The 24460-nt window shown below is 70.1% G+C and carries 23 protein-coding genes; 7 read left to right on the top strand and 16 right to left on the bottom strand.

Features of this window, described 5'->3' with window-relative positions:
* Positions 1-5: 5 nt before the first annotated feature.
* On the bottom strand, positions 6-1262 hold the full coding sequence (locus IE307_RS46160) for a ribonuclease D (RefSeq protein WP_191305860.1): 1257 nt from the start codon (positions 1260-1262) through the stop codon (positions 6-8).
* A gap of 70 nt (positions 1263-1332) precedes the next feature.
* Entirely contained in the window at positions 1333-2049 is a 717-nt protein-coding gene (locus IE307_RS46155) for a response regulator (protein WP_015099292.1), read from the bottom strand.
* 255 nt (positions 2050-2304) lie between these two features.
* Here IE307_RS46155 and IE307_RS46150 point away from each other — a divergent pair, with 255 nt between their 5' ends.
* Positions 2305-3447, top strand: a complete 1143-nt coding sequence (locus tag IE307_RS46150) for a dipeptidase (RefSeq protein WP_191305859.1) — start codon at positions 2305-2307, stop codon at positions 3445-3447.
* A 7-nt stretch (positions 3448-3454) separates the two neighbouring features.
* Here the strand turns inward: IE307_RS46150 and IE307_RS46145 are convergent, their stop codons facing one another.
* Positions 3455-4003 carry a DUF3000 domain-containing protein gene (locus IE307_RS46145; protein ID WP_229905701.1) on the bottom strand — a complete coding sequence of 183 codons (549 nt, stop codon included), beginning with the start codon at positions 4001-4003 and terminating at the stop codon, positions 3455-3457.
* A gap of 72 nt (positions 4004-4075) precedes the next feature.
* Between IE307_RS46145 and hemE the strand changes: the two genes are divergently transcribed.
* From hemE to hemQ, 3 genes are read left to right on the top strand one after another with little or no spacing between them, the layout of a single operon-like run.
* A complete protein-coding gene (gene hemE / locus IE307_RS46140; RefSeq protein WP_191305858.1) occupies positions 4076-5110 on the top strand; it encodes a uroporphyrinogen decarboxylase in 1035 nt (344 codons plus the stop codon).
* Complete coding sequence (hemG, locus tag IE307_RS46135) at positions 5110-6537, top strand: protoporphyrinogen oxidase (protein ID WP_191305857.1); 1428 nt, start codon at positions 5110-5112, stop codon at positions 6535-6537. The genes hemE and hemG overlap by 1 nt, the downstream gene beginning before the upstream one ends.
* A gap of 23 nt (positions 6538-6560) precedes the next feature.
* Positions 6561-7253, top strand: a complete 693-nt coding sequence (gene hemQ / locus IE307_RS46130) for a hydrogen peroxide-dependent heme synthase (RefSeq protein WP_089923177.1) — start codon at positions 6561-6563, stop codon at positions 7251-7253.
* On the opposite strand, the gene IE307_RS46125 is transcribed toward hemQ, so the two are convergent.
* From IE307_RS46125 to IE307_RS46080, 10 genes are all read right to left on the bottom strand, one after another.
* Positions 7250-10330, bottom strand: a complete 3081-nt coding sequence (locus IE307_RS46125) for a S8 family peptidase (protein WP_191305856.1) — start codon at positions 10328-10330, stop codon at positions 7250-7252. The two genes, hemQ and IE307_RS46125, sit on opposite strands and share 4 nt — an antisense overlap.
* Before the next feature lie 178 nt (positions 10331-10508).
* Positions 10509-10880, bottom strand: a complete 372-nt coding sequence (locus IE307_RS46120; RefSeq protein WP_229905700.1) for an SCO6045 C-terminal-like domain-containing protein — start codon at positions 10878-10880, stop codon at positions 10509-10511.
* The gene (locus IE307_RS46115; RefSeq protein WP_191305855.1) at positions 10873-11691 is read right to left on the bottom strand and encodes an MbnB/TglH/ChrH family RiPP precursor modification enzyme; all 819 of its coding nucleotides are present in this window, start codon (positions 11689-11691) and stop codon (positions 10873-10875) included. The genes IE307_RS46120 and IE307_RS46115 overlap by 8 nt, the downstream gene beginning before the upstream one ends.
* Complete coding sequence (locus tag IE307_RS46110; protein ID WP_191305854.1) at positions 11691-12464, bottom strand: TIGR04222 domain-containing membrane protein; 774 nt, start codon at positions 12462-12464, stop codon at positions 11691-11693. Before IE307_RS46110 ends, IE307_RS46115 begins: the two co-directional genes overlap by 1 nt.
* Entirely contained in the window at positions 12464-13213 is a 750-nt protein-coding gene (locus tag IE307_RS46105) for a TIGR04222 domain-containing membrane protein (protein WP_191305853.1), read from the bottom strand. The genes IE307_RS46110 and IE307_RS46105 overlap by 1 nt, the downstream gene beginning before the upstream one ends.
* Before the next feature lie 11 nt (positions 13214-13224).
* Complete coding sequence (locus IE307_RS46100; RefSeq protein ID WP_191305852.1) at positions 13225-14025, bottom strand: TIGR04222 domain-containing membrane protein; 801 nt, start codon at positions 14023-14025, stop codon at positions 13225-13227.
* Between the two features lie 89 nt (positions 14026-14114).
* The gene (locus tag IE307_RS46095) at positions 14115-15023 is read right to left on the bottom strand and encodes a TIGR04222 domain-containing membrane protein (RefSeq protein WP_191305851.1); all 909 of its coding nucleotides are present in this window, start codon (positions 15021-15023) and stop codon (positions 14115-14117) included.
* A gap of 256 nt (positions 15024-15279) precedes the next feature.
* Entirely contained in the window at positions 15280-15702 is a 423-nt protein-coding gene (gene msrB / locus IE307_RS46090) for a peptide-methionine (R)-S-oxide reductase MsrB (protein WP_191305850.1), read from the bottom strand.
* A gap of 187 nt (positions 15703-15889) precedes the next feature.
* Entirely contained in the window at positions 15890-16180 is a 291-nt protein-coding gene (locus IE307_RS46085) for a hypothetical protein (RefSeq protein ID WP_191305849.1), read from the bottom strand.
* A gap of 344 nt (positions 16181-16524) precedes the next feature.
* Positions 16525-17478, bottom strand: coding sequence for an asparaginase (locus IE307_RS46080; RefSeq protein WP_191305848.1), 954 nt, complete (start codon positions 17476-17478; stop codon positions 16525-16527).
* Positions 17479-17583: 105 nt separating this feature from the next.
* Here IE307_RS46080 and IE307_RS46075 point away from each other — a divergent pair, with 105 nt between their 5' ends.
* Positions 17584-18231, top strand: coding sequence for a GntR family transcriptional regulator (locus tag IE307_RS46075; RefSeq protein WP_191305847.1), 648 nt, complete (start codon positions 17584-17586; stop codon positions 18229-18231).
* A 10-nt stretch (positions 18232-18241) separates the two neighbouring features.
* Positions 18242-20497: an XRE family transcriptional regulator gene (locus IE307_RS46070; RefSeq protein WP_191305846.1), complete on the top strand. Its 2256-nt coding sequence runs from the start codon at positions 18242-18244 to the stop codon at positions 20495-20497.
* Between the two features lie 40 nt (positions 20498-20537).
* Here IE307_RS46070 and IE307_RS46065 read toward each other — a convergent pair whose 3' ends face one another.
* On the bottom strand, positions 20538-20921 hold the full coding sequence (locus IE307_RS46065) for an SsgA family sporulation/cell division regulator (RefSeq protein WP_191305845.1): 384 nt from the start codon (positions 20919-20921) through the stop codon (positions 20538-20540).
* Between the two features lie 370 nt (positions 20922-21291).
* Between IE307_RS46065 and IE307_RS46060 the strand changes: the two genes are divergently transcribed.
* Positions 21292-23079, top strand: a complete 1788-nt coding sequence (locus IE307_RS46060; RefSeq protein WP_191305844.1) for a helix-turn-helix transcriptional regulator — start codon at positions 21292-21294, stop codon at positions 23077-23079.
* On the opposite strand, the gene IE307_RS46055 is transcribed toward IE307_RS46060, so the two are convergent.
* Both IE307_RS46055 and IE307_RS46050 read right to left on the bottom strand, forming a co-directional pair.
* Positions 23076-23639 (bottom strand): helix-turn-helix transcriptional regulator, encoded by a 564-nt coding sequence (locus IE307_RS46055; RefSeq protein WP_191305843.1) that lies wholly within the window; start codon positions 23637-23639, stop codon positions 23076-23078. The two genes, IE307_RS46060 and IE307_RS46055, sit on opposite strands and share 4 nt — an antisense overlap.
* A gap of 19 nt (positions 23640-23658) precedes the next feature.
* The gene (locus IE307_RS46050; RefSeq protein ID WP_191305842.1) at positions 23659-24381 is read right to left on the bottom strand and encodes a MaoC/PaaZ C-terminal domain-containing protein; all 723 of its coding nucleotides are present in this window, start codon (positions 24379-24381) and stop codon (positions 23659-23661) included.
* Positions 24382-24460: the final 79 nt, after the last annotated feature.

The following is a 24460-nucleotide window of genomic DNA, read 5'->3' as shown; positions in this document are numbered from 1 at the left end:
GGATGTCAGTCGGCGGGCGGAGGTGCTGATGCGGCCAGCGCCTTCGTCAGTGCTTCCAGCGTGAGGTCGATCTGCCACGACCGGGCCCCGCCGTCGCGCAGCACGGTGGCCACGGATTCGGGGGAGAGGTCGGCGGGCGGTTGCCAGCAGGTGCGGCGCACCAGGTCGGGCAGCAGCAGGTTCTCCACCGGGAGGGTGTTGGCCTCGGCGATGGTCGCCAGCGCCGCACGGGTCGCGGCCAGGCGGGCTGCGGCGTCCGGGTCCTTGTCCGCCCAGCGGTTGGGCGGCGGCGGGCCGTCGTGCTGGCCCGCGGGTTCCGGGAGCTCCGCCTTGGTCAGCGCGCCCGCCTTGCGCACGGCGTTCATCCACACGCCGGACATGCGGCGCTGGGAGCGGCCGCGGAAGACCGGCAGAGCGAGCAGCTCGGCCTCGTTGGCGGGGTTGCGGGCGGCGGCCTCCATCAGCGCGGAGTCCGGGAGGACCCGGCCGGGAGCTATGTCGCGTTCGCGGGCCACGGTGTCGCGGGCTTCCCACAACGCGCGCACGAGGGCCAGTTGCCTCTGGTTGCGCACGCGGTGGATCCCTGACGTGCGCCGCCAGGGGTCGGTGCGGGGACGCGGCAACGGCGCCATCCGCACGGCCTCGAACTCCTCGAGCGCCCAGGCGAGCTTGCCCTGGCGCTCCAGTTCGGCTTCGAGGACGTCGCGCAGCTGCACGAGCAGCTCCACGTCGAGAGCGGCGTACGTCAGCCAATCGGCAGGAAGGGGCCGGCGCGACCAGTCGGCCGCGCCATGCCCCTTCTCGAGCCTGTAACCAAGTAGCCGTTCCACCAGCGTGCCCAGTGCGACGCGTTCGAACCCAGCCAGCCTGCCCGCCAGCTCGGTGTCGAACAGCACGCCGGGACTCAGCCCGAGTTCGGCGAGGCACGGCAGGTCCTGAGACGCTGCGTGCAACACCCACTCGGTGCCTTCCAGCGCCTGCACCAGCGGGTCCAGCCGTCCGCCCAGGGCGATCGGGTCGACCAACCAGGTGCCTGCGCCTTCCCGGCGCAGTTGCACCAGATAGGCACGCTGTGAGTAGCGATAGCCCGAGGCTCGCTCGGTGTCCACCGCGACCGGGCCCTTCGCCCCGGCGAGCGCGTCAGCGGCTCGCCGGAGCGCAGCTGGATCGGCGACCACGGGCGGGACCCCATCAGCAGGTTCCGTCAGCGGTACCGGTTCTGGTCCGGTTGGTGCGGTTGGCTCGTCGGCGGGTACATCCACAGCGGATGACCCTACGACGATCGCACCACTCACAGGTGTTCTCGGCCGGTTCAGTGCTTCAAACCGGTATCTAACGGATCACGCCGGCACGCATGGCCAGCGCGACCATCTGAGCGCGATCTCCTGTGCCCAGCTTCCGGCCGATCCGCGACAGGTGAGACTTCACCGTCAACGCGGACAGGCTCAGAGCCTCGCCGATCTCCTTGTTGCTCTGGCCATCGGCGACCAGCTGGAGCACCTCGACCTCACGCGCGGAGAGTTCCCGCGGCGTGTTGTCCGTGCCCGGCACCCGAGTACCCGCTGCGAGTACTGGTGCCACGCTCGGATCTGCGTAAACGCCACCATCGAGAACCCTGCGCACCCCGTCGGTGACCACCATCGGCGAGGCGGACTTCAGGAGGTACGCCTGGGCGCCCGCCTGGAAGGCCGACCTGACCGCGTAGGGGTCGTCGGAGGATGCGAGGACCACGATGCGGGGCCAGCCCTGGGCACGGAGTTCCGTGACCAGGTCGATGCCGGTGCCATCCGGCAGACCCAGATCGAGGATCGCGAGGTCGCAAGGACCGGTTGCAAGTGCCCGCGCCCGAGCCTCTGCCACCGATGCGGCCTCATGCACTGTCCCGGCTCCCATTTGGGTGAGCCGAGCTGATATCGCCTCCCTCAGCAGTGGGTGGTCGTCGACCACCAGCACTGAAAAAAGCTCTTCCCGCGGGTGCGGGACCATGTTCGCCGGCAACGAGCCGGCTGGCGTGGTACGAACGGCCTGACCTAAGCCGACGGCAGCCACGTCACTACCTCCCTGGAGTCGGTCGTGCCCCCCGACCGGCACCGGAGACTTTCGTCCAATCAGCCGCGCCACTGATCGACCGAAAGTGGTGTCGTCTGGGGCAGCGTAGCCGCCCATGCGGGTCTACGGGACGATCAATCGGGTATCTATCCCTATTGAGTTGTGACAGATGGCCTCATGTGTCACACGATTGGATGACAACTAGATAGGGGGTGTAACGCGAGCCCCTCTCAGAACGACATCTAGGAGTTGGTTGTGCCGAGCAGTTCTGGTCTCGAGCGAGCGCGGGCTCTGCTGCAGCGCGTGCCCCTCGTCGACGGCCACAACGACCTCCCGTGGGCTCTGCGCGAGTTCGGTGAGGGAACGGGCGAGGACGTCTACACGACCGCCGCGAAGATCGATCTGACGGAACGTCATCCCAGCCTGCACACGGACGTCGTGAAAATGCGCGAGGGCGGCCTGGGGATGCAGTTCTGGTCCGTCTGGATTCCCGGCAGGCTCGCGGGCGACGGAGCCGTCACCGCCGTGCTGGAGCAGGTCGAACTCGTCTACGAGCTGGCGGAGCGGTACTCCGGTGACTTGGGCATCGCCACGACCGCCGCCGAAGCCGAAGAAGTTTTCGCCTCCGGGCGTGTCGCGTCCCTCCTCGGCGCCGAGGGCGGGCATTCCATCAACTCTTCACTCGGTGTCCTGCGCGCGTTGCGCCGGCTGGGCGTCCGCTACATGACGCTCACCCACAACGACAACACGCCGTGGGCCGACAGTGCCACTGACCAGCCGGAACACGGCGGGCTCACCGAGTTCGGGCGCGACGTCGTGCGCGAGATGAACCGGATCGGCATGCTCGTCGACCTGAGCCACGTCGCGCCCAGCACGATGCACGCCGCGCTCGAGACGAGCGTCAAGCCCGTGATCTTCAGCCACTCGTCCTGCCGCCGGGTCGCGGACCACCCGCGCAACATCCCGGACGACGTCCTGGTGAAGCTGAGGACCAACGGCGGTGTGGCCATGATCACATTCGTTCCGAGCTTCGTGTCGCCCCGTTTCGCTGAATGGGACGCAGCCCTTCGTGACGCCATGACGGCCGCGGGCGAGAGCCACGCCGACATGGACGCCCGCAAGGTGTTCGGCGAGAAGTACGTCGTCGACCACCCGGCGCCGACGGCCACGCTCGACGACGTCGTCGCGCACGTCGAGCACGCGCGTGAGGTCGTCGGCGTCGACCACATCGGCATCGGTGGCGACTACGACGGCGTGCAGGCGCTCCCGCAGGGCCTCGAGGACGTCTCGACCTACCCGAACCTCTTCGGCGCCCTGCTCGACAGGGGCTGGTCCGAGGACGACCTCACGAAACTCGCGGGTGCGAACGTCCTCAGGGTCCTGCGCGACGCCGACTGACGGCTTGCTACGGCTGGCGTTGCCCGAACAGGGTGACGCCGACAGGCGGCAGCCCCACGGCCGTCGCCATCAGCTCGTAGAACGCGGTGCCGTGCTCGGCGAGCTCCCCGTCGAGCGCGGTCCACGACGCGCGCAATTCCAGGTCGTCGGTGCGCGCGGGACCGGCGATGTCGCCGAACCGCGCCGACGACGTCTGCGTCACGGTTCCACCCAAAGCGGTGAACCCGGCGCCGGACTGCTCGAGCGCCTCGGTCAGCCACGACCACCCGACCTCGGGCAGCAGGGGGTCCGACGCGAGCTCGTGGTCGAGTTCGACGCGCACGTACGCCACGACGCGCAGGACACCGCCCCACGCCTCGTCGCCGTCCGGGTCGTGCAGCAGCACGAGCCTTCCGGTCGACAGCTCGTCCGACGGGCCGGTGACCTCAGCCGTCAGCGCGTACGCCCACGGGGCGAGCCGCTGCGGTGGGCGAACTTCGGTGAGTTCGATCTCGGGCCTGTGGCGAACCGACTTGAGCGTCCCCACCGCCCGGCGGAAGATTTCCGGCTCGGTCACGCAACTGACTGTATGCCTCGCAATCCGGCCGAGTGACGGCGGCACGCCGGGACGTGGGACCATGAAAGAGATATGACTCCTCAAGTTCCCCTCCTCGTGGCCGCAAGTGGCGGCACCCCGTCGCACACCCCTGTCTGGTTCATGAGGCAGGCGGGACGGTCGCTTCCCGAGTACCGCGCGCTCCGCCAGGGCACCGCGATGCTCGACGCGTGCATGGACCCGGAGATGGTCTGCGAGATCACCATGCAGCCGGTCCGGCGGCACGGGGTCGACGGCGCGATCCTCTTCTCCGACATCGTCGTGCCGCTCAAGGCCGCCGGCGTCGACCTCGACATCGTCGCGGGCACCGGTCCCGTGGTCGCGCACCCGGTCAGGACGCTCGAAGACGTGAAGGCCCTTCCGGAGCTGCACGCCGAGCAGGTCCAGCCGGTCGCCGACGCGATCGGGCTGCTGCTCAAGGAACTGCCGCAGGAAGTGGCCCTGATCGGGTTCGCCGGCGCGCCGTTCACACTCGCCTCCTACCTGGTCGAGGGCGGCCCGAGCAAGAACCACGAGCGCACCAAGGCGCTCATGCACGGCAACCCGGAGCTGTGGCACGCGCTGCTCGCCAAGATCGCCGACGTCACGACGGCGTTCCTGCACGCCCAGCTCGACGCGGGCGTCCAGGCCGTGCAGCTGTTCGACTCGTGGGCGGGCGCGCTGTCCGAGCGCGACTACCGCGAGTTCGTGCTGCCGCACTCGAAGCGCGTCCTGGAGACGATCAGCACGGTTCCGCGCATCCACTTCGGCGTGGGCACCGGCGAACTGCTGCCGGCCATGCGCGAGGCGGGTGCGGACGTCGTCGGCGTCGACTGGCGCATCCCGCTCGACGTGGCGGTCGACCGGCTCGAGAAGGCCGCCCCTGAGCTGCCGAAGCCGGTCGTGCAGGGCAACCTCGACCCGGCGCTGTTCTTCGCGGGCTTCGAGGCCGTCGAACGCGAGGTGCGCCGCATCCACGCCGAGGGCAGGGCCGCCGCGGGCCACATCTTCAACCTCGGCCACGGCGTGCTGCCCGACACCGATCCGGAGATCATCACCCGGACCGTCGAACTGATCCACAGCTTGTAATGCGGGGCAGAGCGCCGCACGTCGCCGTCGTCGGAGGAGGGATCTCCGGCCTGGCCGCCGCACACCGGTTGCGGATGCTGCTCGGCCCCGACGCGAGGATCACCGTCGTCGAGCAGTCCGACCGGCTCGGCGGCAAGCTGCGCACGACCGAGCTCGCGGGCGTGCGGTTCGACGTGGGTGCCGAGGCGTTCCTGCACCGCAAGCCCGAGGCGCAGGAGCTGATCGCCGAGGTCGGCCTGCAGGCAGACGTCGTGCACCCGACGGCCGCGAAGGCGAGCGTCCACGCGGCCGGGCGCACGCACCAGCTGCCGGCGCACACGTTCATGGGCGTCCCGGCGAGCGTCGAGACCGTGCGGCACATGCTGTCGTCCGAGGGCGCGCTGCGCGTGGAGATGGAACCGACGCTGCCGCCGGTCGAGCTCGGGGGCGGTGACGTCGCCGTCGGCGCGCTGATGAAGGACAGGTTCGGTCCCGAGGTCGCCGACCGCCTGGTCGGCCCGCTGCTGGGCGGCGTCTACGCCGGCCGTGCCGATGAGCTGGGCCTGCGCGCCACGATGCCGCAGATCGCGACGCTGCTGGACAAGGGCGTCGGCTCGCTGCTCGCGGCCGCCGCGATGATGATGCCCGCGCCGCCGCAGCACCGCGCCGCGCGCCCACCGGTGTTCGCCAGCCTCTCGCGCGGCGTGTCGTCGCTCGTCGACAGGCTCGCCGAGATCGCGAAGCCCGAGATCAGGCTCGGTCTGCCGGTCCGGGTGCTGTCGTGGCTCGGCGCCGGCTGGAGGCTCGAGATCGGGTCGGCCGCGACCCCGGAGTACCTGGAGTGCGACGGCGTCGTGCTCGCGGTCCCGGCTCCGTCCGCGCGCAAGCTGCTGCACGAGATCGCCCCGCAGGTGTCCGCCGCGTACGGCAAGGTCGATGTCGCCTCGATGGCCGTCGTCGCGCTGGCCCTGCCACCGGGCACCGAACTGCCGCAGCGCTCCGGCGTCCTGATCGCGGAGGGAGAGCGGTACTCCGACCGCATCACCCCGTTCACCGCCAAGGCGTTCACGTTCTCCAGCCGCAAGTGGTCGCACTACGGCGAACCGGTCATCCTGCGCGGCTCGGTCGGGCGGCACGGCGAGACGGCCCTGCTGCAACGCAGCGACGCCGACCTGGTCAAGGCCGTGCGCAACGATCTGCACGAGCTGACGGGCATCAAGGCCGCGCCGATCGACTCCGTGGTGCAGCGCTGGGGTGGAGGGCTGCCGCAGTACGGCGTCGGTCACGTCGACCTGGTGGACACGATCGAACGCGGCATCGCCGACGTGCCGGGCCTCGCCGTCGCGGGCGCCACGCTGCACGGCGTCGGTGTGCCGGCCTGCATCGCGACCGCCGACGCGGCCGCCGCCCGTGTCGCAGCACACCTGCTGGGCCGCGTTCGCCGTTGAGGGACGCGTGCCAAGATGGACGTATGGCGCGCCTGAACTACAACGAGCTCAACGACACCATCCGCTACACCATGTGGTCGGTGTTCCGGGTCGAACCCGGCAAGCTTCCGGACGACCGCTCGGCGGCCGCCAGCGAGACCCAGAACTACCTGGACGCGTTGGAGGGCAAGGGCGTCGTCGTCCGCGGCGTCTACGACGTGGCCGGTCTGCGCGCCGACGCCGACTTCATGATCTGGTGGCACGCCGAGGAGATCGAGCAGGTGCAGCAGGCCTACACGGGCTTCCGCCGCACGCCGCTCGGCAAGGTCTCCACGCCGGTCTGGTCGCAGGTCGCCCTGCACCGCCCCGCGGAGTTCAACCGCAGCCACATCCCCGCGTTCCTCGCGGGTGAAGAGGCGCGCAAGTACATCTGCGTCTACCCGTTCGTGCGGTCCTACGAGTGGTACCTGCTGCCGGAGGAGGACCGCCGCAAGATGCTGGCGGACCACGGCAAGGAGGCCCGCGACTACCCGGACGTGCGCGCGAACACCGTCGCGTCGTTCGCCCTCGGCGACTACGAGTGGCTGCTCGCGTTCGAGGCCGACGAGCTGCACCGCATCGTCGACCTCATGCGGCACCTGCGCGGCACCGAGGCGCGGCTGCACGTGCGAGAGGAAATCCCCTTCTACACGGGCACCCGCGTCCCGGCGTCCGAGCTCGTGCTCAACCTGCCCTAGCTCGAACTCACCTTGTAGGCGCGGATCACCGTCAGCTCAACGGTTCCGCCCTTGGCGTCCGTCGCAGTGGCCTTCAACGAAGTCCACTGCGCGTTCGTCGGGTTGTAGACCAACGCGCTGTTGCCGACGACGCCCGCACGGCGCCACGACTTGCCGTCGTCGTGCGAGTACTCGACACCGGTGACGCGCACCTTGCCCGCGTCGCCCTGCGTCTGCGTGAGCAAACCGATGCGCTGCAACGTGCCCGCGGGCACCGCGCCGTTGTCGTCGAGCTTCGGGTCGAAGCGCACCACCGACAGCGGCGGCGACTCGATCTTGCCCTCGACGCCCCTGGACTTGAACGTCCACACCGCGGACACCTTGGTGCTGAACTCGAACTGCGAGCTCCGGTCGAGGCTCACCTCGGCGCGGAAGTCGCCCTGCGGCAGCGGTATGCCCGAGAAGAGGCCACCGGGCGTCGTCGTCTCGCCGAGCAACGCGCCGTTGCGGTACAGGGCGGCCCTTGCGCTGTCCACAGTGGACGAACCGGTGCCGTGCGTGCCGTCGCTCAGCAGCGGTGGGCTGACGTAGAGCTCAGTGCCGTAGCGCTGGACGAACCCGTACGGCGAGTCGGGCAGCCCCGGCGAGAACACCGGCCGGACTTCGCGTTCCCGGTAGGTCTTGCCGGCCGCGTACTCGCGGGTCCCCGAGGTGATGCGTTCCTGTGCGCCGTTGGCGTGGCGCGTCATGACCGCGGACTCCCAGCGCACGTTCTCGGTCGACACGTAGTCGACCGCGGTGGCGCCCACGGCCACCGGGTAGAGCGCGGTGCTGCTGCCCACGTCGAGCGAGGTCACGGGCACTTCGCCCTTCTGCGCCTCGCTGTCGGCCTCGAGGCCACCGATCGTGGACTCGACCCTGGCCAGGTCCTTCTTCTCCGGCGCCTTGTTGAGCCCGACGGGAAAGCCGCCGGGTACCGGGTAGGCGAGCCGGTAGAACGTGTGCGGGTCGGCCGTGGTGTTGGCCTGGAGCATCGCGAGCGAGGACAACTCGCTGGGCGGCAGCGGTCCGCCGGCCTGGGCGATCGAGAGGCCGTCGAACCCGCCGAACACCATCAGCGTGCCCCCCAGGCGGTCCTGTCCGCCCATCGAGCGGCGGAAGCTGAGGATGCCCAGAGTGAAGTCGCCGGTCTCCTCCGGCGCCTTCACCGACACCGGCCGGACCTGGCGGGCGTCCTGCGTGACCGTCAGATCGCGGGTCAGCTCCACGGTCGGCCGGTAGAGCCGGTCCAGGCCGCGTTCGCCGTGGAACAAGGTCGTCTCGAGGTAGTACGTGCCCTTCGGCAGGCGCACCTTCAGGTCCCCAGGGCCACCGATCGGCTTGAACACGCTGTTGTCCAGGCCGACGACGAGCGAGAACGACTCGGCCGGGTCTCCGCCGTCACGGCCGGTCGCGTCGATCGTGAGGGTGTAGCTCTCCACCTCGCGGTCGATGCCGACGAGCGTGCGGACGGTGTGCGGACCGGAGGTGGCGACCACCTCACCCGCGTACGCGGCGTCCTGCGCACCGACGCGCGTGTCACCGGTGACCGGGACCGACGCCGTGCCCCTGGCGGGCACGGTGACCTTCGTGGCGCCCAGCGTGAACATGCCCGCCGGGGCGTTCCCCCTGAGCGCGAGGTCGAGCGTGATCGCCGCGTCCGTGGGGTTCGAGTAGGTGATCGGCTTGGTCACCGGCTTGTCGTCGCCGTGCGGCCACTCGTGCAGGCCGAGGTTCACGGTCACGTCTCCGGTCAGCACCTGGCCGATCGCCTTGGCCACGTCGATGCGCCCGGCGCCCTGGTCGAACGCGCTGACGCCCTCGGTGGGCTTGGCGGTGGTGGCGAGCACCGACTTGAGCTGGGCCGGTGTCCACTCCGGGTGTTGCTGGCGCAGCAGAGCCGCGGCACCAGCCACGTGCGGCGTCGCCATGGACGTGCCGCTGGCCGCGAAGTGGTCGGTGGACCCGGCCTTGGCGGCGACGATGTCGACGCCCGGTGCGGTCACCTCCGGCTTGAGCCCGCCGTCTCCGGCGCGAGGGCCCTTGCTGGAGAACGGGGCGATCTTGTCGTCGCGGTCGACGGCGCCGACCGACAGCGCGGCCTCGGCCGTGCTGGGGGAGCCCACCGAACCCGGTGAACCCGAGTTGCCCGCCGCGATGACGAACAACGTGCCGTACTGCGCGGTGAGGTCGTTGACCGCCTGTTCCAGCGGGTCGACCTCCGGCGTGTCGGTGCCGCCGAGGCTCATGTTGATCACCTGGGCGCCCTGTTCGGCGGCCCAGCGCATGCCCTCGAGGATCCAGGACTCCTGGCAGCCGAACTCGACGCAGACCTTCGCGTCGATCAGTTGCGCGCCCGGCGCGACACCGCCGTACTTCGCGTCGTGGCTCGCGACGGTCGACCCGACGTGCGTGCCGTGGCCGACGTTGTCGGTGTTGTCGGGGTCGGTCGTGAAGTTCTTCTCCGCGATCTGCTGACCGACGAGGTCGGGGTGCTTCTCGTCGACGCCCGTGTCGACGATCGCGACCTTGATCCCCTTGCCGGTGATGCCCTTCTGGTGGGCGGCCGGCGCGCCGATCTGGGCGACGCTGCGGTCGAGGCTCGGCTTGCGGAGCCCGTCGAGCCAGACCTTCTCGCCCTGCTCCGCCGTGGACTTGAGCGCCGTCCAGTCGTTCGAGGACCTCGCCCCGAGTCTCGCCCGGCCGTCCACGATCAACGGCATGCGGTCGCGGTAGCCGAACTCGAGCAACGTGGTGACGTCGAAGAGCCTGGTGTCGAGCCGGCCCGCCGCCAGGGGCTCGAACGCGTCCTTCGGCACCACCATCGTGCGGCCGTCCGCGGTGCGGGTGGTCGTGAACGCCATCTTCCGGCGGCCCTCGCCGGGCTGGATCGCGACGACCTGCCGGTCGTGCCCCAGCAGGACCTTGTCACCGGTGACGAGCGTGACCTCGTCGACGGCCTGGACGGGTGCGTCCGGTGGTGCCGCCGTGGCGACGGCCGGTGCCGCTGTCAGGGCGAGCGCCGCGACGGCGCCCAGCACTCTGGTTTTTCCGCGCATTCGAATCCCCTCGACGGTTCGAATTTCTGCGCGCTGTGGTCCGCGCAGGCCGGAAGGCCTTTCGCGGCAAAAGTGGTGCAATGCGAAAAAGGTCCCCCGACCCTTTCGAACGTATCGATGGCTGTTGGGGGACCCACAGGGCCGAACGGGGGATTCTGGCCCCCGGCTCGTTCGCCCGTCAGTTCGACCGCCAGAACTTCCAGCGAACCTCGCGCTTCTCCTGCAGTTCTCCGGAAGCGCGGCACCATTCCGCGAATGCCGCGGCGTCCTCACGCGCGCGAGAGCCCGCACGACGTGGATGTTCGACGGCGTAGGCGTCGAAGAGCGGCCGGAACCGGTCGCCGAGCTCGTCGGCGACCGCCGGGCCCAGCATCCGCGCGATGCTCCGCCGTTTCGACAACAACGCGCGGCGTTCGACGCCGAGGCGTTGTTCGTCGAATCCCGCCGGAGCGGGACCGTTCGCGAGCAATGCATTTAGCAGCTCGGTCTGCTGACTGGCAAGCCTTTCGCGTGCGGACGAAAGGCTGTTGTTTTCCACGATTTCAGCCACGATGTTTGTCCACCACCGCGCGGATCGCGGCCAGTTCGTCCGCGATTTCGGTGTCGGACGGGTAGTTGTCGTCGCGTTCCAGCAGAACGCCGGGCGGTGCGACGCGGGAGCACAGTTCGTCCAGCACTCCGAGCACTTCCGGCAGAACCGCGTGGGCGTGCGTGTCGTGGTAGATGTCGCCGTGCTGCTCGCCGCCGGCCACGTGCACGTAGGCCAGGCGTTCGAGCGGGATCTCGTCCAGGAACCGCTCGGGGTCGGTGCCGATGTTGCGGGCGTTCGCGTAGAGGTTCGCGACGTCCACCAGCAGCCAGCAGTCCGTGCGCTCGACGAGCTCGGCGAGGAACTGGCCCTCGGACAGCTCGCCGTCCGGCCACTCCAGCAGCGCGGCGACGTTCTCCAGCGCGAGCGGGACGGGCAGGTTCCGCTGGGCGAGCTTGACGTTCGCGACCAGCACGTCGAGCGCGTCCCTGGTGCGCGGCACCGGCATCAGGTGGCCCGAGTCGAGCCCGCCCGCCCGCACGAAGCACACGTGGTCGCTGACCATGGGCGCGCCGACCGCCTCGGCGACCGCGCCCAGGTGCTCGACGCGGTGCAGGTCGACCTCCTCCGCTCCGCCCAGCGACAGCGACACGGCGTGGGGGAGCACCGGGACGCCGCGCTCCAGCAGCAGCGTCACCGACTCCGGCAGGTGTCCGATGTGGAGGTTCTCGGCGACGACCTCGACGAAGTCCACGCCGGGCAACCGTTCCACGGTCAGGTCGATCTCCGAGCGCCAGCCGATGCCGACACCCAGGTCCTTGATCCCCGCCATCAGTCGCCTCCTCCTCCGCCGCCACAGCCACCGCCGCCACCACCGCAGCTGCTGCCGCCCGAACAACTGCTACTGCTACCACAACTGCTGCCGCCACACCCGCTGCCGCAGCTGCCACAACCGCCACTGCTCGCCGCGGCGCTGCCCGCGGCCCTCTTCTTCTTGCGCGGCAGCTTGCCGACCACGTTCTGCGGCAGTCCGAAGAGATCGGCGACGGGCCGTCCGCTGATCTTGCCGCGAAAACCCTCCAGTGCGACCGCGAGAACCCTGTCGCTCGTGGTCACGCCCTCCAGTGCCGCCCTGCCCGCCCTGGTGAGCGGTTTCGCGCCGAACGACCACCAGGCGAACACGAGGAAACCGGCCGTTCCGATGAGCAGCCACGGTTCCGTGATGGCGGCGAGGGCCAGGAACGACCCGATCACGAGGAAGACCCACCACGCCCCGAGCCGGGGACGGGGGCTCCGCGTCAGCCTCCGCCCGCGCAGGTCCTGCTGCAGCGCCCGCATCTCCGCGCTGTTCGCGGTGTTCCGCACGACCGCGCTGAACGGGACGGGCTTGCGCAGCTGGGTCAGGATCCGCGCCTCGATCGGAGTGGTGGCGCCGTGGCCGTTCTGGTGCACGGCGGACACGAGTCCGTCGCGCGACACCCGGATCAGGCCCGCGTCGAGCAACCGCGCGAGCGCGGCCTCGGCCGCCCTGCCCGGTCCCGCTGTCAGGAAACCGATCTCCTCCGGGGACAACCGCGTTCCCCGCGCTGTCGTCGGCGTTGCCATCAGTCGCCTCCTCCGCCACCGCCGCAGCCGCTGGAACCGCCGCAGCTGCTGTCTGAACCGCTCCCGCACGAGCTGGACGTGCTCCCGCACCCGTAGCTCGACGACGAACGCCGGCTGCCACGGTCCGAAGAGGACCGCCGCCTTTCCTCGCGCGCCTTGGGCGGGACCATCTGAACGACGTTCGGCGGCAGGTCGAACAGCTCACCGACGCTCTGGCCGCCGACCTTGCCGGTGAGACCGTACAGCGCCACCGCGTGCACCCTGTCGTGCGCCGTCACGTGCCTCAGCGCGTCCTTGCCGGCCTGGGTGACCGGGCTCCGGCCGTACTGCCACACGAAGAACCCCAGTGCGATCGGCACACCGGCGAAGAACACCGGCGAGACGAAGCCCGCCAGCGTCAGCAGGCCCGCGACCGCGAGGGAGAACCACCAGCCGTCGTTGCGCCGCCGCGGCCGTTGCATCAGCCCGCGGTCGAGCAGGAGCCGGTGCAGCTGAGTCATCTCGGCGCTGTGCGTGGCCGACATGACGACCGCGCCGAACCGGACGGCGGTCCGCGTCTGGCTCAGCATCCGCGCCTCGATCGAAGTGATGGCGCCGCGGTCGTCCTGGCGCACGGCGGAGACGAGCCCGTCGCGGGACACCCGCACCCGGCCGGTGTCGATCAGCCGGGCCAGCACCGTCTCCGCGGCACGGCCCGAACCGTCCGTCAGGTAGCCCGCCTCCTCCGCGGACAGCCCCTGGTCTGCCATCGGTTTCCCCCTCAACTGCTGGAACTGCTGCAGCTACTGCTGCTGCTACTGCAACTCGAGCTGCTGCTACAACTGCTGCTACTGCTCGAACAACTGCTGCTGGAACTGCTGCAACCGCTCGAACTGTTGCAGCTGCTGCTCGAACAGCTCGACGAACCGCCGCAGCTGTGGTTGTCCCAGTCGTACGAGCTGCAGCTGCTCACCGGGATGTACGAAGTGGACGTACCGGTGTTCACGCGCTGTTTGCCCCTGCGCAACCCGAACAACGCCACCGAGTCCGCAGCGCCGCGGTTCTTGAGCGCGTACAGGTACACGATTTTTCCGTTCCTGGTGAGCTTGCCCGGTTTGCGCAGCAGGATCGCGGCGAACACCAGCAGCGCGGTCAGCAGGAAGAGCCTCGTGTCGATCGCGAAGGCGACGAAGATCGAGACGAACGCCAGCAGGAACAGCAGCACGCGCAACGCGATCTTGCCGCCGCGAGGCCGTCCCCACTTCCGGTGCACCACCCCGCGGGCGACGAGGCTCTCGTGCAGCGCGCCCATCTCGTGGCTCGCCATCGCGACCTGCACGACCTGGCGGATCGGACGCGCGGAGCCCTGGAGTCCGGCGAGGACGTAGGCCTCCAGCGCCGTCCTGGCGCCGTAGGTGTTCTGGTGGACGGCGGTCACGAGGCCCTCGCGTGAGATGCGCACGAGACCGCCGTCCAGCAGCCGGGCGAGAGCGGTCTCCGCCGCCCTGCCCGGTCCCCCTGCCAGGAACCCGATCTCCTCAGCGGACCACGTGGCCCGGTGCGGTGCCGAAGACTGGGACATCAGCACTCCCCTCACTGGTGTCAGTGCATCTTCGACGTGAGATCTACCCCTGGGTTCCTGTTGTTACCTGAAAAGGACCGAACGACTTCTCAGCTGCCGCCGCCGCCGCAGCCACCACCGCAGCCGCCGCCTCCGCCCCCGCCGCCGCAACTGCTTCCACCCGAACACGAAGAAGAACCGACCGAACACGCGCTGTTGGTGCTGGCGCTGTACCCGGCGGACCCGGAGGAGGCGAGCAGCGAGCTGCGCACCGCCAGGTCCGGGTAGACCATGAGGCCGCCGAACAGCACCGCACCGGCCGCGCCCGTGTACATGACCTCGTCCAGGCTTCCCGCCCGCGCCTTGGAGCTGTTGCTCGCGCGAGCGGCCTGGAGCACGCTGTTGCCCTTGCTCGTGCGCACGACCTTCTTGGTGCGGCGCGTGAGGATCAGGATCAGCAGACCGGTCACCACGAGCTGGAACGTGAGCCAGCCGACGGGAGCGCCGACCACGATGCCGTTGACCCAGCGTGCGATCCCGACCGCGAGCAGCACCCACAGGACGACGGATCCCTTGCGCACCGCGCTTTTCGCGACGTCGGCGTTGACCAGCAGACCCATGTCCTCGAGCCGCCGGCCGATCCCCGTGACCACGCCTTCCTTGGCGACGGCCGGGATCATCAGGTTGACGGTGCGGTTGGTGTAGCGCTGGCTGTCGGTGATGACGGCGCGGTCCACCTGGTTCAGCGACTGCGTCGCGGAGGTGGCCTGAACGGTGCCACGCCGTGAAGTCCTGAGCTCACCCGCGGTGAGCAGTCGCGCGATGGACGTCTCGACCACGCGCCTTGGACCGCCCGCGAGGTATGCGAGCTCGTCCATGTCGAGGGAGCGCACGGGCTGGGTGCTGTGACCCGCCCGCACGCGTACCCGGACGACGATCGCGACCAGCACCGCCAGTGCCAGTCCGATCCAGTACAGCTGAAGGAACTCCGGTCCTGACAATCCCCAATGCGTTGGCATTCGACCCACCCCCTGACTGCCCCGAAAGTGCTTCGGTAGGTCAATGGTGTGGCCCGCGCCACAGCCTCACAAGGCTTGTTGACGAAGCCTTAGGGTTGCCGGCCTTCTGCCCCTGTCTTCTGGCTATGGCTCACTCGTCGGGCTAGCTCGACGAACCGCCGTCGACTCCGCCGGAGCCTTCGCCGTCGGTACCGAAGAAGATCATTGTGCCTCCCAGGTCCGTCCGGCCGGGGGTGGCCGGACCGGACCCAGTCTCCTATTCGGACGGAACGAGTTTCAAGGAGACGGAGTTGATGCAGTACCGCTGATCCGTCGGAGTGGGGTAGCCCTCGCCCTCGAAGACGTGCCCGAGGTGGCTGTGGCACGCGGCGCAGAGCACCTCCACGCGCGTCATGCCGAGTGCGCGGTCCTCACGCAGGATGACCGAGTCACCGGCCAGCGGCGAGAAGAACGACGGCCAGCCGCAGTGCGAGTCGAACTTGGTGTCGCTGCGGAAGAGCTCGGCCCCGCACGCACGGCACTCGTACAGGCCCTCCGTCTTGGTCTCGGTGTACTCCCCGGTCCACGGACGCTCGGTGCCTGCCTGCCGCAGCACCGCGTACTCGGCGGGGTTGAGCTGGGCGCGCCATTCCTCTTCGGAACGCACGACTTTCGGGGTGGCGCCGACAACAGGTTCCATGTCTCTTTATAACTCCGCGGGCGCCTCGGAGCTTCCCGGGCGGTGGTCGCGCAGGTGAGGTCGTAAGACCCCGTTAAGGAGTTGGCCCCGGTCTGGGGCAGGAGAGCGGGCCAGGAGAGCGGGCCAGGAGACCGGGCGGAAGAGCTGACCAGGAGACCGGGGTAGAAGAGCGGGCCAGGAGAGCGGGTCAGAAGATGATGGCGAGGATGTCGCCCAGGGCGAACCAGATCGTCAGGAGCACGCCCAGCAGGATGAGACCCACGATGAGCACGGCGACCAGCCGCTGGTGGCCCGTCGTGCGGTTCGCCGAGTCGGCGAAGTCCTGCACGCCCTCCAGGTACCCCTCGACGGTGTAACCGGGGCGGTGCCGCTGCATGCGGTCGAGGTGGTCGGCGAACGCCTTCGTCTCGGGATCGTGTGGGTCGAGGCCGATGAGCTCCTCCTGGAACTTCTCGTTCTCGTCCTTCGAATCGCCCATACCGCCAGCTTAGTGGCAGGGGGAGTGGATTCTCGTGTGCCGGGCGGTGACCGCCCGGGGTGGTCGTCAACGTTGACGCCGAGGTTGATTCGGGTATCCGCGATGTTGACTGAATCGACATGTTGACGCGTCCAGGTGGTGGTGGACGCGTCAACGTCGACTTGATCGCCAGCAGGGCTGTGTCCAGCAGGTGTGCAGCTGCGTGCAGGTGGGCGGCGAGCCGCCGAAGGACAGGCGTGCCGGTCTGGTCGTGATCGCCGTTCTCGCGGCATTGCTGCTGCTCGGCGGGGGTGTCACATTCCTCGCGCGGCCGTGTCCGAGGGCCGGCGCCGTGGCGAGTTTGCTCAGCTCGCGACCGCGAGCGACGGCTTGACGGCGCCGACCGCGCGGCCGTGCCCCAGGACCGGCACCGTGGCGAGGCCCTCGACGCCGCTCACGTCCACCCCGAGCCGCTTGAGCACCGCGATGACGACGACCGCGCGGGCGCGGGAGGAGCCGTCGGCGATCTTCAGGGCCACGCCCTCGCCGGTGGGCAGGCCCACGGCGTAGACACCCTCGGCGCCGTCCTTGGCGATGACGCCGGGCAGGGCGGCCATGAGGACGGTGACGTCGCGGCCGGTGCCGCCGACCCACTGCGGGTGGGCGTTCATGGCGGTGGCGACGCGGTGTTCCAGCGTGCCCTCGGGTGCGCTGGCGAGGCGGCCGAACGCGCGGGCGAGGCCGGTGAGGCTGATGGCGAAGATCGGGGCGCCGCAGCCGTCGACGCCGACCTGGGCGACGGGCTCGCCGGCCACGTCCTCGATCGTCTCGCGGGTCGCGACCTGCAAGGGGTGCGTCGGGTCCAGGTAGTTCGCGGTCGGCCAGTCGTTGGCGACGCAGGTGGCGAGCATGGCGGCGTGCTTGCCGGAGCAGTTCATGTACTTCGGCGCGGCGGTCAGGCCGGCGGCGAGGTGCTGGGCACGGGGGGCCTCGCCGAGCGGCAGGTCCGGGGTGCACTGCAGGGCGTCCTCGGTCAGGCCGGCGGAGGCCAGGATCCGCAGGGCGCCCGCGACGTGGAAGTCCTCGCCCGAGTGGGAGGCGCAGGCCAGGGCGAGCAGCTCGCCGTCGAGGTCGAGGCCGCTGCGCAGCATCGCGAGGGCCTGGAGGGGCTTGTTCGACGAACGAGGGAACGCGACGTCGCCGGGGCGGCCGACCGAGAGCACCGCGTTGCCCGAGGCGTCAGTGGCGACGACGGTGCCGTGGTGCACGGACTCCAGGAAGTCGCCCCGCCAGACCTCAGCCACCACTTCGTGTGCCATGTCGCCCCTCCGGTCCGTGAGTTCCAAACTGCCAACTGTCGACAGTTGACACGTTCGCTAGTTTAGCGGGAGGACGGCCGGTGCCGTCCAGATCAGGAGACGAAGGTGACACCCCCACTGCACCTCAGCCTGGCCGGACAGGCCGTGGACGTGCTGCGAGAGCAGGTGCTCACCGGGGAGATCCCTCCCGGCTCGCGGGTCAACGAGGTCGAGGTGGCGCAGCAGCTCGGCATCAGCCGCGGGCCGTTGCGCGAGGCGATCCGGCACCTGGCGTCCGAGGGCCTGCTGACGCTGGTCCCGCACCGCGGCGCGTTCGTGCCCGCCGCGACTCCGGACGACGTCAAGGCGTTGTTCGAGCTGCGCACCGCGCTGGAGTGCGCGGCGGCGGAGCTGGCGGCGTCACGTCGGACCGACGTCGACCTGGTGCGGCTGCAGGACGTGTGCGCGGAGAGCCGGCGCAACTACCGGGCGGGGCAGCCGTTCCCTTACCGGCTGGACCTCGCGTTCCACCAGACGTTGCTCGACGCCGCCCGCAGCCCGTACATCGCCGAGCAGGTGCGGCTCGTGCAGCAACGCGTGGTGCTCCTGCGCAGCGCGCTGGACGACGACCCGCCCCACCAGCACGCGTCGCTCGACGACCACGACGAGCTCGTCAAGGCGATCGCCGACGGGAACGCCGCCAAGGCGTCGACGGTGATGCGCCGGCACCTCTCCCGGGTGTGCGCGCAGATGCTCACGAGTTTGAACCACTAACTTCGGTGACATGACGTTCGGCGCCCGGCTCGTGCAGCACCGCAGGAACGCCGGGCTCAGCCAGGAGGAGCTCAGCGAGCGGTCCGGCGTCAGCGTCCGCGCCATCAGCGACATGGAACGCGGCCGCGCCCGTTCCCCGCAGCGCCGCACGACGGAGGCCCTGCTCGACGCGCTGGGCCTCGACGAGCACGACCGCGCCGAACTGCGCCGCCTCGCCCGCGCCGGACGGGTCGCGCCGAGCGGCCCGGTCTGGTCGCTCCCGATGTACGTGGCCGACCTCGTCGGCCGTGACACCGAACTCGACACCATCGCCCGCAAGCCGGACGGGCTCGTGGTCGTCCACGGCGCCGCGGGCACCGGTAAGACGAGCCTCGCCGTGAGAGCCGCCCATCTGCTGGAGGGCCGCTTTTCTGACGGTCAGCTGTTCATCGACCTGGAGGGCTCCTCGCAGCCACTGCAGCGGCTGCTCAAAGACCTGGGCGTACCCGCCGAGCACATGCCCGAGGACGCGAACGGCCAGACACGGCTCTACCGGTCGTTGCTCGCGGGCAAACGCCTGCTGCTCGTGCTCGACGGTGCGCGCACGGAGGAGGAGATCCGCACGCTCAGGGCGGATCCGGGCTGTCTCACGGTCGTCACGTCCCGGCACAGGCTCGCCGGACTGGTGGGCGCCTCCTGGATCCGGCTCGGCGGCCTCACCGAACCGTGCGCCGTCGAACTGCTCGCGTCGATCATCGGACCGCACCGCGTCGAGGCCGATCCGGGGACCGCGCGAGAGCTCGTCCGGCTGTGCGGGACGTCGCCGCTCGCCCTCAGGATCGCGGGCAACCGGCTCGCGAGCCGTCCGCGCTGGCCTCTGAGCCACCTCGTGGAACAGATCGAGGAACGCCGCCTGGCCGCGCTCACCGCGGGCGACCTCGACGTGCGCGGCGCGTTCGAGGTGTCGCTGGCACACCTGCCGCGGACCGCGCAGGTGGTGTTCCGGCGGCTCGGGCTGCTGATCGGCACCCACGTCACCCCGGACCTCGCCGCCGAACTGGCCGGCGTCACCACCGCCGAGGCCGAGCAGGCGCTGGAGGAGCTCGCCGACGTCAGCCTGCTCGAGCCCGACGACCGCGGTTACGCGATCCACGGCCTCGTCCGGACGTTCGCCGACGGCCTGATCGACGCGACCGACGACGACGCGGACCGCAGGATGCTCGCCTGGACGCTGGAGACGAAGGTGGCCGCGGGCGTCCTCTTCGGACAGACAGGCGACGCGCGACGCGTGAGCCCGCGGCACCGGCCCTTTGCGGACGTCGCGGCGGGACGGCGCTGGCTGGACGAGCACCGCGACCTGCTGCCCGAGATCGTGGAACGGGCACAGGCCAGAGGTCTGCACGACGACGTGGCCCGCGCGGCGATCGCACTCTCGCACTACGCGGCCATCGAACCGGGCCTGGTGTGGGAACGCGTCTACCGCCTCGCCCTCGCCTCCGCGCGCGAGCCGTGGCAGGAGGTCGTCGTGCTCGGCCAGCTCGGCTGGGTGCTGTTCGACGTGGCGAACCGGCCGGGACCGGCGCTGGAGGTGCTGACCCGCGCGGCACGGATCACCGAGGAGTCGGGGGAGACCGGGCACCTCGGCTGGGTGCGGCTGATCGCGTCGGCCGCGCACAGCGGGCTCGGCCACTTCGACGAGGCCGAACGCGTGTGCCTAGAGGCGATCAACTCCATGCACGAACCCATGGACGAGCACTACGCGCGGTCCGTGCTCGGCGTGCTGTGGCGGTTGATGGACCGCCCGATCGCCGCCGTGACCGCCCACAAAGAAGTAGCGAAGGAACAACGCGCGTACGCCAGCACCATCTACGAACTCTCCGCACTGGGCCGCACGCTCGGATGGCTCGGCCTCGCGCTGATAGACGTCGACAAGCCTGACGAAGCCATCGAGGCGCTGACGGAGGCCGAGGACGTCTACAAGCGCGCACAGATGGCCTCATGGCTCGCGACGACGTTGTGGCACCGCGCTCTCGCCCACCGCGCGGCGGGCAGGCTCGCCGAGTCCGACGAGGACCTGGGCCGCGCGCTCGCCGGGTTCCGCGCACTCGGCGACGGCATCGGGGAGATCGAGATCCTGCGCGCGCTCGCGGACAATGCCGAGGCACGGGGTGACCACAGCGCGTATCAACATCATCTGCGGGACTCGCTCGCGGTGTGCGAACGGTGGGACACGGACGCCACGCGCGAGATCGCTGCCGAGGTGCGGGAGATCTTGACCGGGAGATGAAGCACGCGCGCGTCGGCGCGGCGGAGGCTGGGGCTTCCGGTCAGCGCAGGACGGTGCTCAGGAACGCGTCGGCGTCGAACCGCTCCGAGCCGGGCGGCACGAGCCGGTAGGCGGCGTCGAGGAAGTTCCGCAGCGTGTCCCAGGGCAGCCGGAACACCGTGACGTGGCGGACCGAGATCAGCTCCAGCACCAGCACGCGGCTCGACTGCGGCCGCAGCCGCACGTCCCCCTCGCCCGCCTTCATGCTCAGGCCCTCGGAGAGCAGGTCCCTGCCCATGACCCAGGTGGCGATCTTGCCTCCGGCGTGGAACCGCATCGTCACCGCGAACGGGTCCTCCGCGTCGTAGAGCAGCTCGGTCTCGACCGGGGCCGTGGAGCCGTCGGACTGGACGAAGTCGAAGACGGTGCGTGACGCGACCCGCATCGGGACTCCCTGAAGTTCGTGTTTGTCCTACAGAAGACATCACGTAATCGACGGCTAATTGGTTCACCATCTCTTGTTGTCATTACCAATTGATTGGTCGAATGGTTTTCGCGTTCTGCGCCGGTGCTTCGGCGGCCGATGCTGTGCGAAGGGGCAGACCTGCGGAACTTCTGCCGGTGCTTCTGCATGGTCCCGCGGGGCCGGCCGCGATTTGCTGGTCGGCATGGTTGCCCCACTTCGTTCCGGCCTCGTCGGAAGTGCCGTGCGTCACAAGGGTGGCCTGCTCGTGGGCCGTGAGCGGGAGATCGCCGTGTTGACGGACGCGCTCAGCGGTGGCGCCCGGTCGTGCGTTGTGCATGGTGCAACTGGTATGGGCAAAAGCGCATTGCTGTCCGTTGCTTCTTCAATCGCGGTGCGCAGCGGGTTGCGGCCGGTGCGCGGTTTGCGGGCGTTGAGCGGCGTCGACAGCCACACGGTGCTCGTGGTCGACGACGTCGAACGGCTTTCCGGGGAGGAGATCGAGCGGCTGGCGCGTTTCCGGGGCGCGGTGGTGCTCGCCGGTGATTGTGATCCGGACGTTCTGGCGGTCGTGGACGCCGTGCGCGTGCCGTTGCGGCCGATCGGCGCCGAGGCGGTGGTGGAGATGCTGCGGCGACGGTTCGACGCCGAGGTCCCGCCGGAGCTGGCCGCGCTGTGCCTGGAGTACAGCGGCGGCGCGCCTGGCGTGCTGAGCGACGTGCTGGACGCGGTTGCGGACCTGGACTCGGTGCGCGACGCGCTGCCAGGGCTGAGGCTGCCGCGGCTGTTGCGGGCCGTGCGCCGGAGCTGGGAGGTGCTGGACGCCGGCGCGGTGGCCGTCGGCCGTGCCGTGGCGGTGCTGGGGAGCACGTCGCTGGACGTGCTGTGCGAGGTCACCGGGATGGGGTCGTTCCGGACGCTGGCCGCGTTCGAACGCCTCGTGGACGCGCGTCTGGCCGTCGCCGAACCGATGCGCGTGCGGTCGCCGGCCCTGAGCCACGCGATCCGGCACGAGATGGCTCCCGAGGCTCGCGAACGCCTGCACCGCGCGGCCGCCCAGGTCCTGCACCGGCGGTGCGATCCGGCCGCCGCCGACCACGCGGTGGCGTGCGCGGAGCCCGTTGGAGCGCGGTGGGTCGCGCCGGTGCTGCACGACACCGCGCGCCTGCACCGGGCCGCCGGCCGGCCGGACCAGGCGGCGAGGTACCTGCGCGCCGCTCTGCGCGAGCCGTCGACCGGTGAGAACGCGCAGCAGATCGCGGTGGCCATGGCGGATCTCCACCTGCGGTGCGGGATCGCGCCCCGAGCCGACGAGCTCGCCCGGCAGCGGGTTGCCGCGGGGGAGTGGTTCGACGCCGTGGTCCTCGACTGGCAGTGCGACGAGGACCTGCTCGGCTTCGGGGGAGCTCCTGAGGTTCCCGACGATCCGGAGCGGGTGCTGCGTGAGCTCCCGGAGAGCGGGCCGCGAGTGGTGCCGTCGCTGGCCCTGGCCGGACTGGCGTTGCTGCGACGGGGTTCCGAGCAGGTGGTGCTGGATCTCGCGCCACGGCTGCGATCGCGGCTCGCCGGTGCGGAGCGGGACTGGCTGACCGCCTGGGAGATGTGGGCGCTGCGCGGGAACCACGCCGAGGTCGTCCGCCTGATGCACGATCTCGCCGAGGCTTCACCGTTGCGCGGCTGCGTGGCGTTGGGGGCGGCGGCGTTCGTCGCGTCCTGTGTGGACGCTGGGCGTCCGGGTGATGCGCGGGAGATGTTGGTACGGATCGGTTATACGGGAACGTTGCCACCGGTGTGGGCGTGCGACCTGTTGCTGCGTCAGCGCGCTCGCATGCATCTCGCACTCGGTTCAGCCCGGGCCGCGCTGGCCGACGCCGAACGAGTGGGAGCCACTGACCTGGTGGAGCAGGCGAAGGCGGCACTGGTGCGACAGCCGCGTCCGGCGCGCTGTGCGGCGTGGGGCAGGCTGACGCCGCACGAGTCGCGAATCGTCTTGCTGGTGCTGGAAGGCGAGACCAATCGGGCGATCGCCGCGCGGTTCGGCGTCACGCAACGGACGGTCGAACTGCACCTCACCCGCGTCTACCGCAAGGTCGGCGTCAGCAGGCGGGTGCAGCTCTCCTCCGTCTTCGGCCCCGCCTAGAGCAGACCGGAGCGCAACGCCCACGCCACCGCGTGCACCCGGTTGCGCAGCCCGAACCGTTCCAGCAACTGGTGCAGCGCGTACTTCACGGTCCGTTCCGAGCAGAACAGCCGTGCGGCGACCTCCGCGACCGTCGCCCCGTCCGCCAGCAGCCTCAGCAGCTGCAGATCGCGGTCGTTGAGCACCGGTGAGCGTTCCTGCAACACGGTGTGGCCGCCGAGAAGCAGTTTGACCAGGCGTTCGGCGTTGACGTCCGCCCGCCGCAACGGGACCGCGAGGCCTGCCTGCGCCGCGATCGACGGGGTGAGGTCGTGCACGCGGGCCGCGATCACCACGATCTTGGACGAGCCGCAGGCCCGCAGCCGTGCCGCCTGTTGCGCGCACAGCTCGTTCACCAGGGCCAGCAGCACGTGCGCGTCCGAGCGGTCCTGCACCACGCGCACGCGCGGTGAGGTCTTCAGCAGGTGGGTCACACCGGCCGCGCTGATCAGGTCTCGGGACTCCACCGCCACGCGCACCGGTTCGATTCCGGAGTCCGCGGTTGCCAGTGCACTGCTCATGGCACGATCCTGCGGACTTTCAGCGGCCGTCCACTTCGGAAAACCGAACCGATCCGATGAGAACCTGCCGGCCGTTCGCGAACGTGCGGAACTCCCCGGTCGGCCAGCGCTCGATCCGCAGCTCGTCGCCGGGCGTGACGGGCGCGGTGAAGCGGGCGTGCAGCTCGGTGAAGTCCAGGCCGCTCACGGTGATCCCGAGGGTGCACAGGCCGTGCAGGATCGGTGCGGGGAACCCGGCCCGCCGCGCGAACTCCGGATCGTGGTGCATCGGGTTGACGTCGCCGGTCTCGCGGTACCGCAGCGCTTGGTCTCGCGTGGTCTGGAAGAAGCTGACCTCGTGCAGCCTCTCGGGAACGGAGAACTCGCGCGTCTCACCGCGTTCGCCGCCGAAACCGCCTTCGCCCTTGATGAAGCACGACGAGCGCGTGCTCGCGTACTCCGACTCCCACGTGCTGACGACGAGAGCGCCGGACCCCTTGTCGTAGATGTTCTCGACCGTCTTGGTGACGACCATCGAGCCGTGGGCCGGGAGCTCGCCGTGCAGCCACAACGACTGCTCGGCGTGCAGGACCTGGGTCATGTCCGCGCCGGTGAGCCCGAGCTGCGGTCCGCCGTGCTGCAGCAACGGGATGGCGAACGCGGGGGAGTGGCCGCCGGTCGCCGCCGCGTACACCTCGGCGTCGCCGGCCGACCAGGTGCGGACCTGTCGTTCGACGACGCCGAGGATGTCGTGGTTCAGCATCTGTTCACGATAGGACTAGCTTGAGTTTTAACCTGTTCGGCGGGGTCGCGGGTTGCTGGATCTGGTCTCTTTGCCGTGC

Origin of the sequence: Lentzea cavernae (genome assembly GCF_014653695.1) — a bacterium.
Classification (GTDB): Bacteria; Actinomycetota; Actinomycetes; order Mycobacteriales; family Pseudonocardiaceae; genus Lentzea; species Lentzea cavernae.
This window is presented reverse-complemented; position numbering and strand designations above follow the sequence as displayed.

Excerpts from the sequence above, each read along its gene's own strand:
- hemE (WP_191305858.1), top strand. The coding sequence starts at position 4,076 with ATGACTCCTCAAGTTCCCCTCCTCGTGGCCGCAAGTGGCGGCACCCCG.
- IE307_RS46115 (WP_191305855.1), bottom strand. The coding sequence starts at position 11,691 with ATGGCGGGGATCAAGGACCTGGGTGTCGGCATCGGCTGGCGCTCGGAG.
- IE307_RS46050 (WP_191305842.1), bottom strand. The coding sequence starts at position 24,381 with ATGCTGAACCACGACATCCTCGGCGTCGTCGAACGACAGGTCCGCACC.
- IE307_RS46065 (WP_191305845.1), bottom strand. The coding sequence starts at position 20,921 with ATGCGGGTCGCGTCACGCACCGTCTTCGACTTCGTCCAGTCCGACGGC.
- IE307_RS46080 (WP_191305848.1), bottom strand. The coding sequence starts at position 17,478 with ATGGCACACGAAGTGGTGGCTGAGGTCTGGCGGGGCGACTTCCTGGAG.
- msrB (WP_191305850.1), bottom strand. The coding sequence starts at position 15,702 with ATGGAACCTGTTGTCGGCGCCACCCCGAAAGTCGTGCGTTCCGAAGAG.
- IE307_RS46100 (WP_191305852.1), bottom strand. The coding sequence starts at position 14,025 with ATGTCCCAGTCTTCGGCACCGCACCGGGCCACGTGGTCCGCTGAGGAG.
- IE307_RS46055 (WP_191305843.1), bottom strand. The coding sequence starts at position 23,639 with ATGAGCAGTGCACTGGCAACCGCGGACTCCGGAATCGAACCGGTGCGC.
- IE307_RS46125 (WP_191305856.1), bottom strand. The coding sequence starts at position 10,330 with ATGCGCGGAAAAACCAGAGTGCTGGGCGCCGTCGCGGCGCTCGCCCTG.
- IE307_RS46085 (WP_191305849.1), bottom strand. The coding sequence starts at position 16,180 with ATGGGCGATTCGAAGGACGAGAACGAGAAGTTCCAGGAGGAGCTCATC.
- IE307_RS46060 (WP_191305844.1), top strand. The coding sequence starts at position 21,292 with ATGGGCAAAAGCGCATTGCTGTCCGTTGCTTCTTCAATCGCGGTGCGC.
- IE307_RS46070 (WP_191305846.1), top strand. The coding sequence starts at position 18,242 with ATGACGTTCGGCGCCCGGCTCGTGCAGCACCGCAGGAACGCCGGGCTC.
- IE307_RS46110 (WP_191305854.1), bottom strand. The coding sequence starts at position 12,464 with ATGGCAACGCCGACGACAGCGCGGGGAACGCGGTTGTCCCCGGAGGAG.
- IE307_RS46105 (WP_191305853.1), bottom strand. The coding sequence starts at position 13,213 with ATGGCAGACCAGGGGCTGTCCGCGGAGGAGGCGGGCTACCTGACGGAC.
- hemG (WP_191305857.1), top strand. The coding sequence starts at position 5,110 with ATGCGGGGCAGAGCGCCGCACGTCGCCGTCGTCGGAGGAGGGATCTCC.
- IE307_RS46095 (WP_191305851.1), bottom strand. The coding sequence starts at position 15,023 with ATGCCAACGCATTGGGGATTGTCAGGACCGGAGTTCCTTCAGCTGTAC.
- hemQ (WP_089923177.1), top strand. The coding sequence starts at position 6,561 with ATGGCGCGCCTGAACTACAACGAGCTCAACGACACCATCCGCTACACC.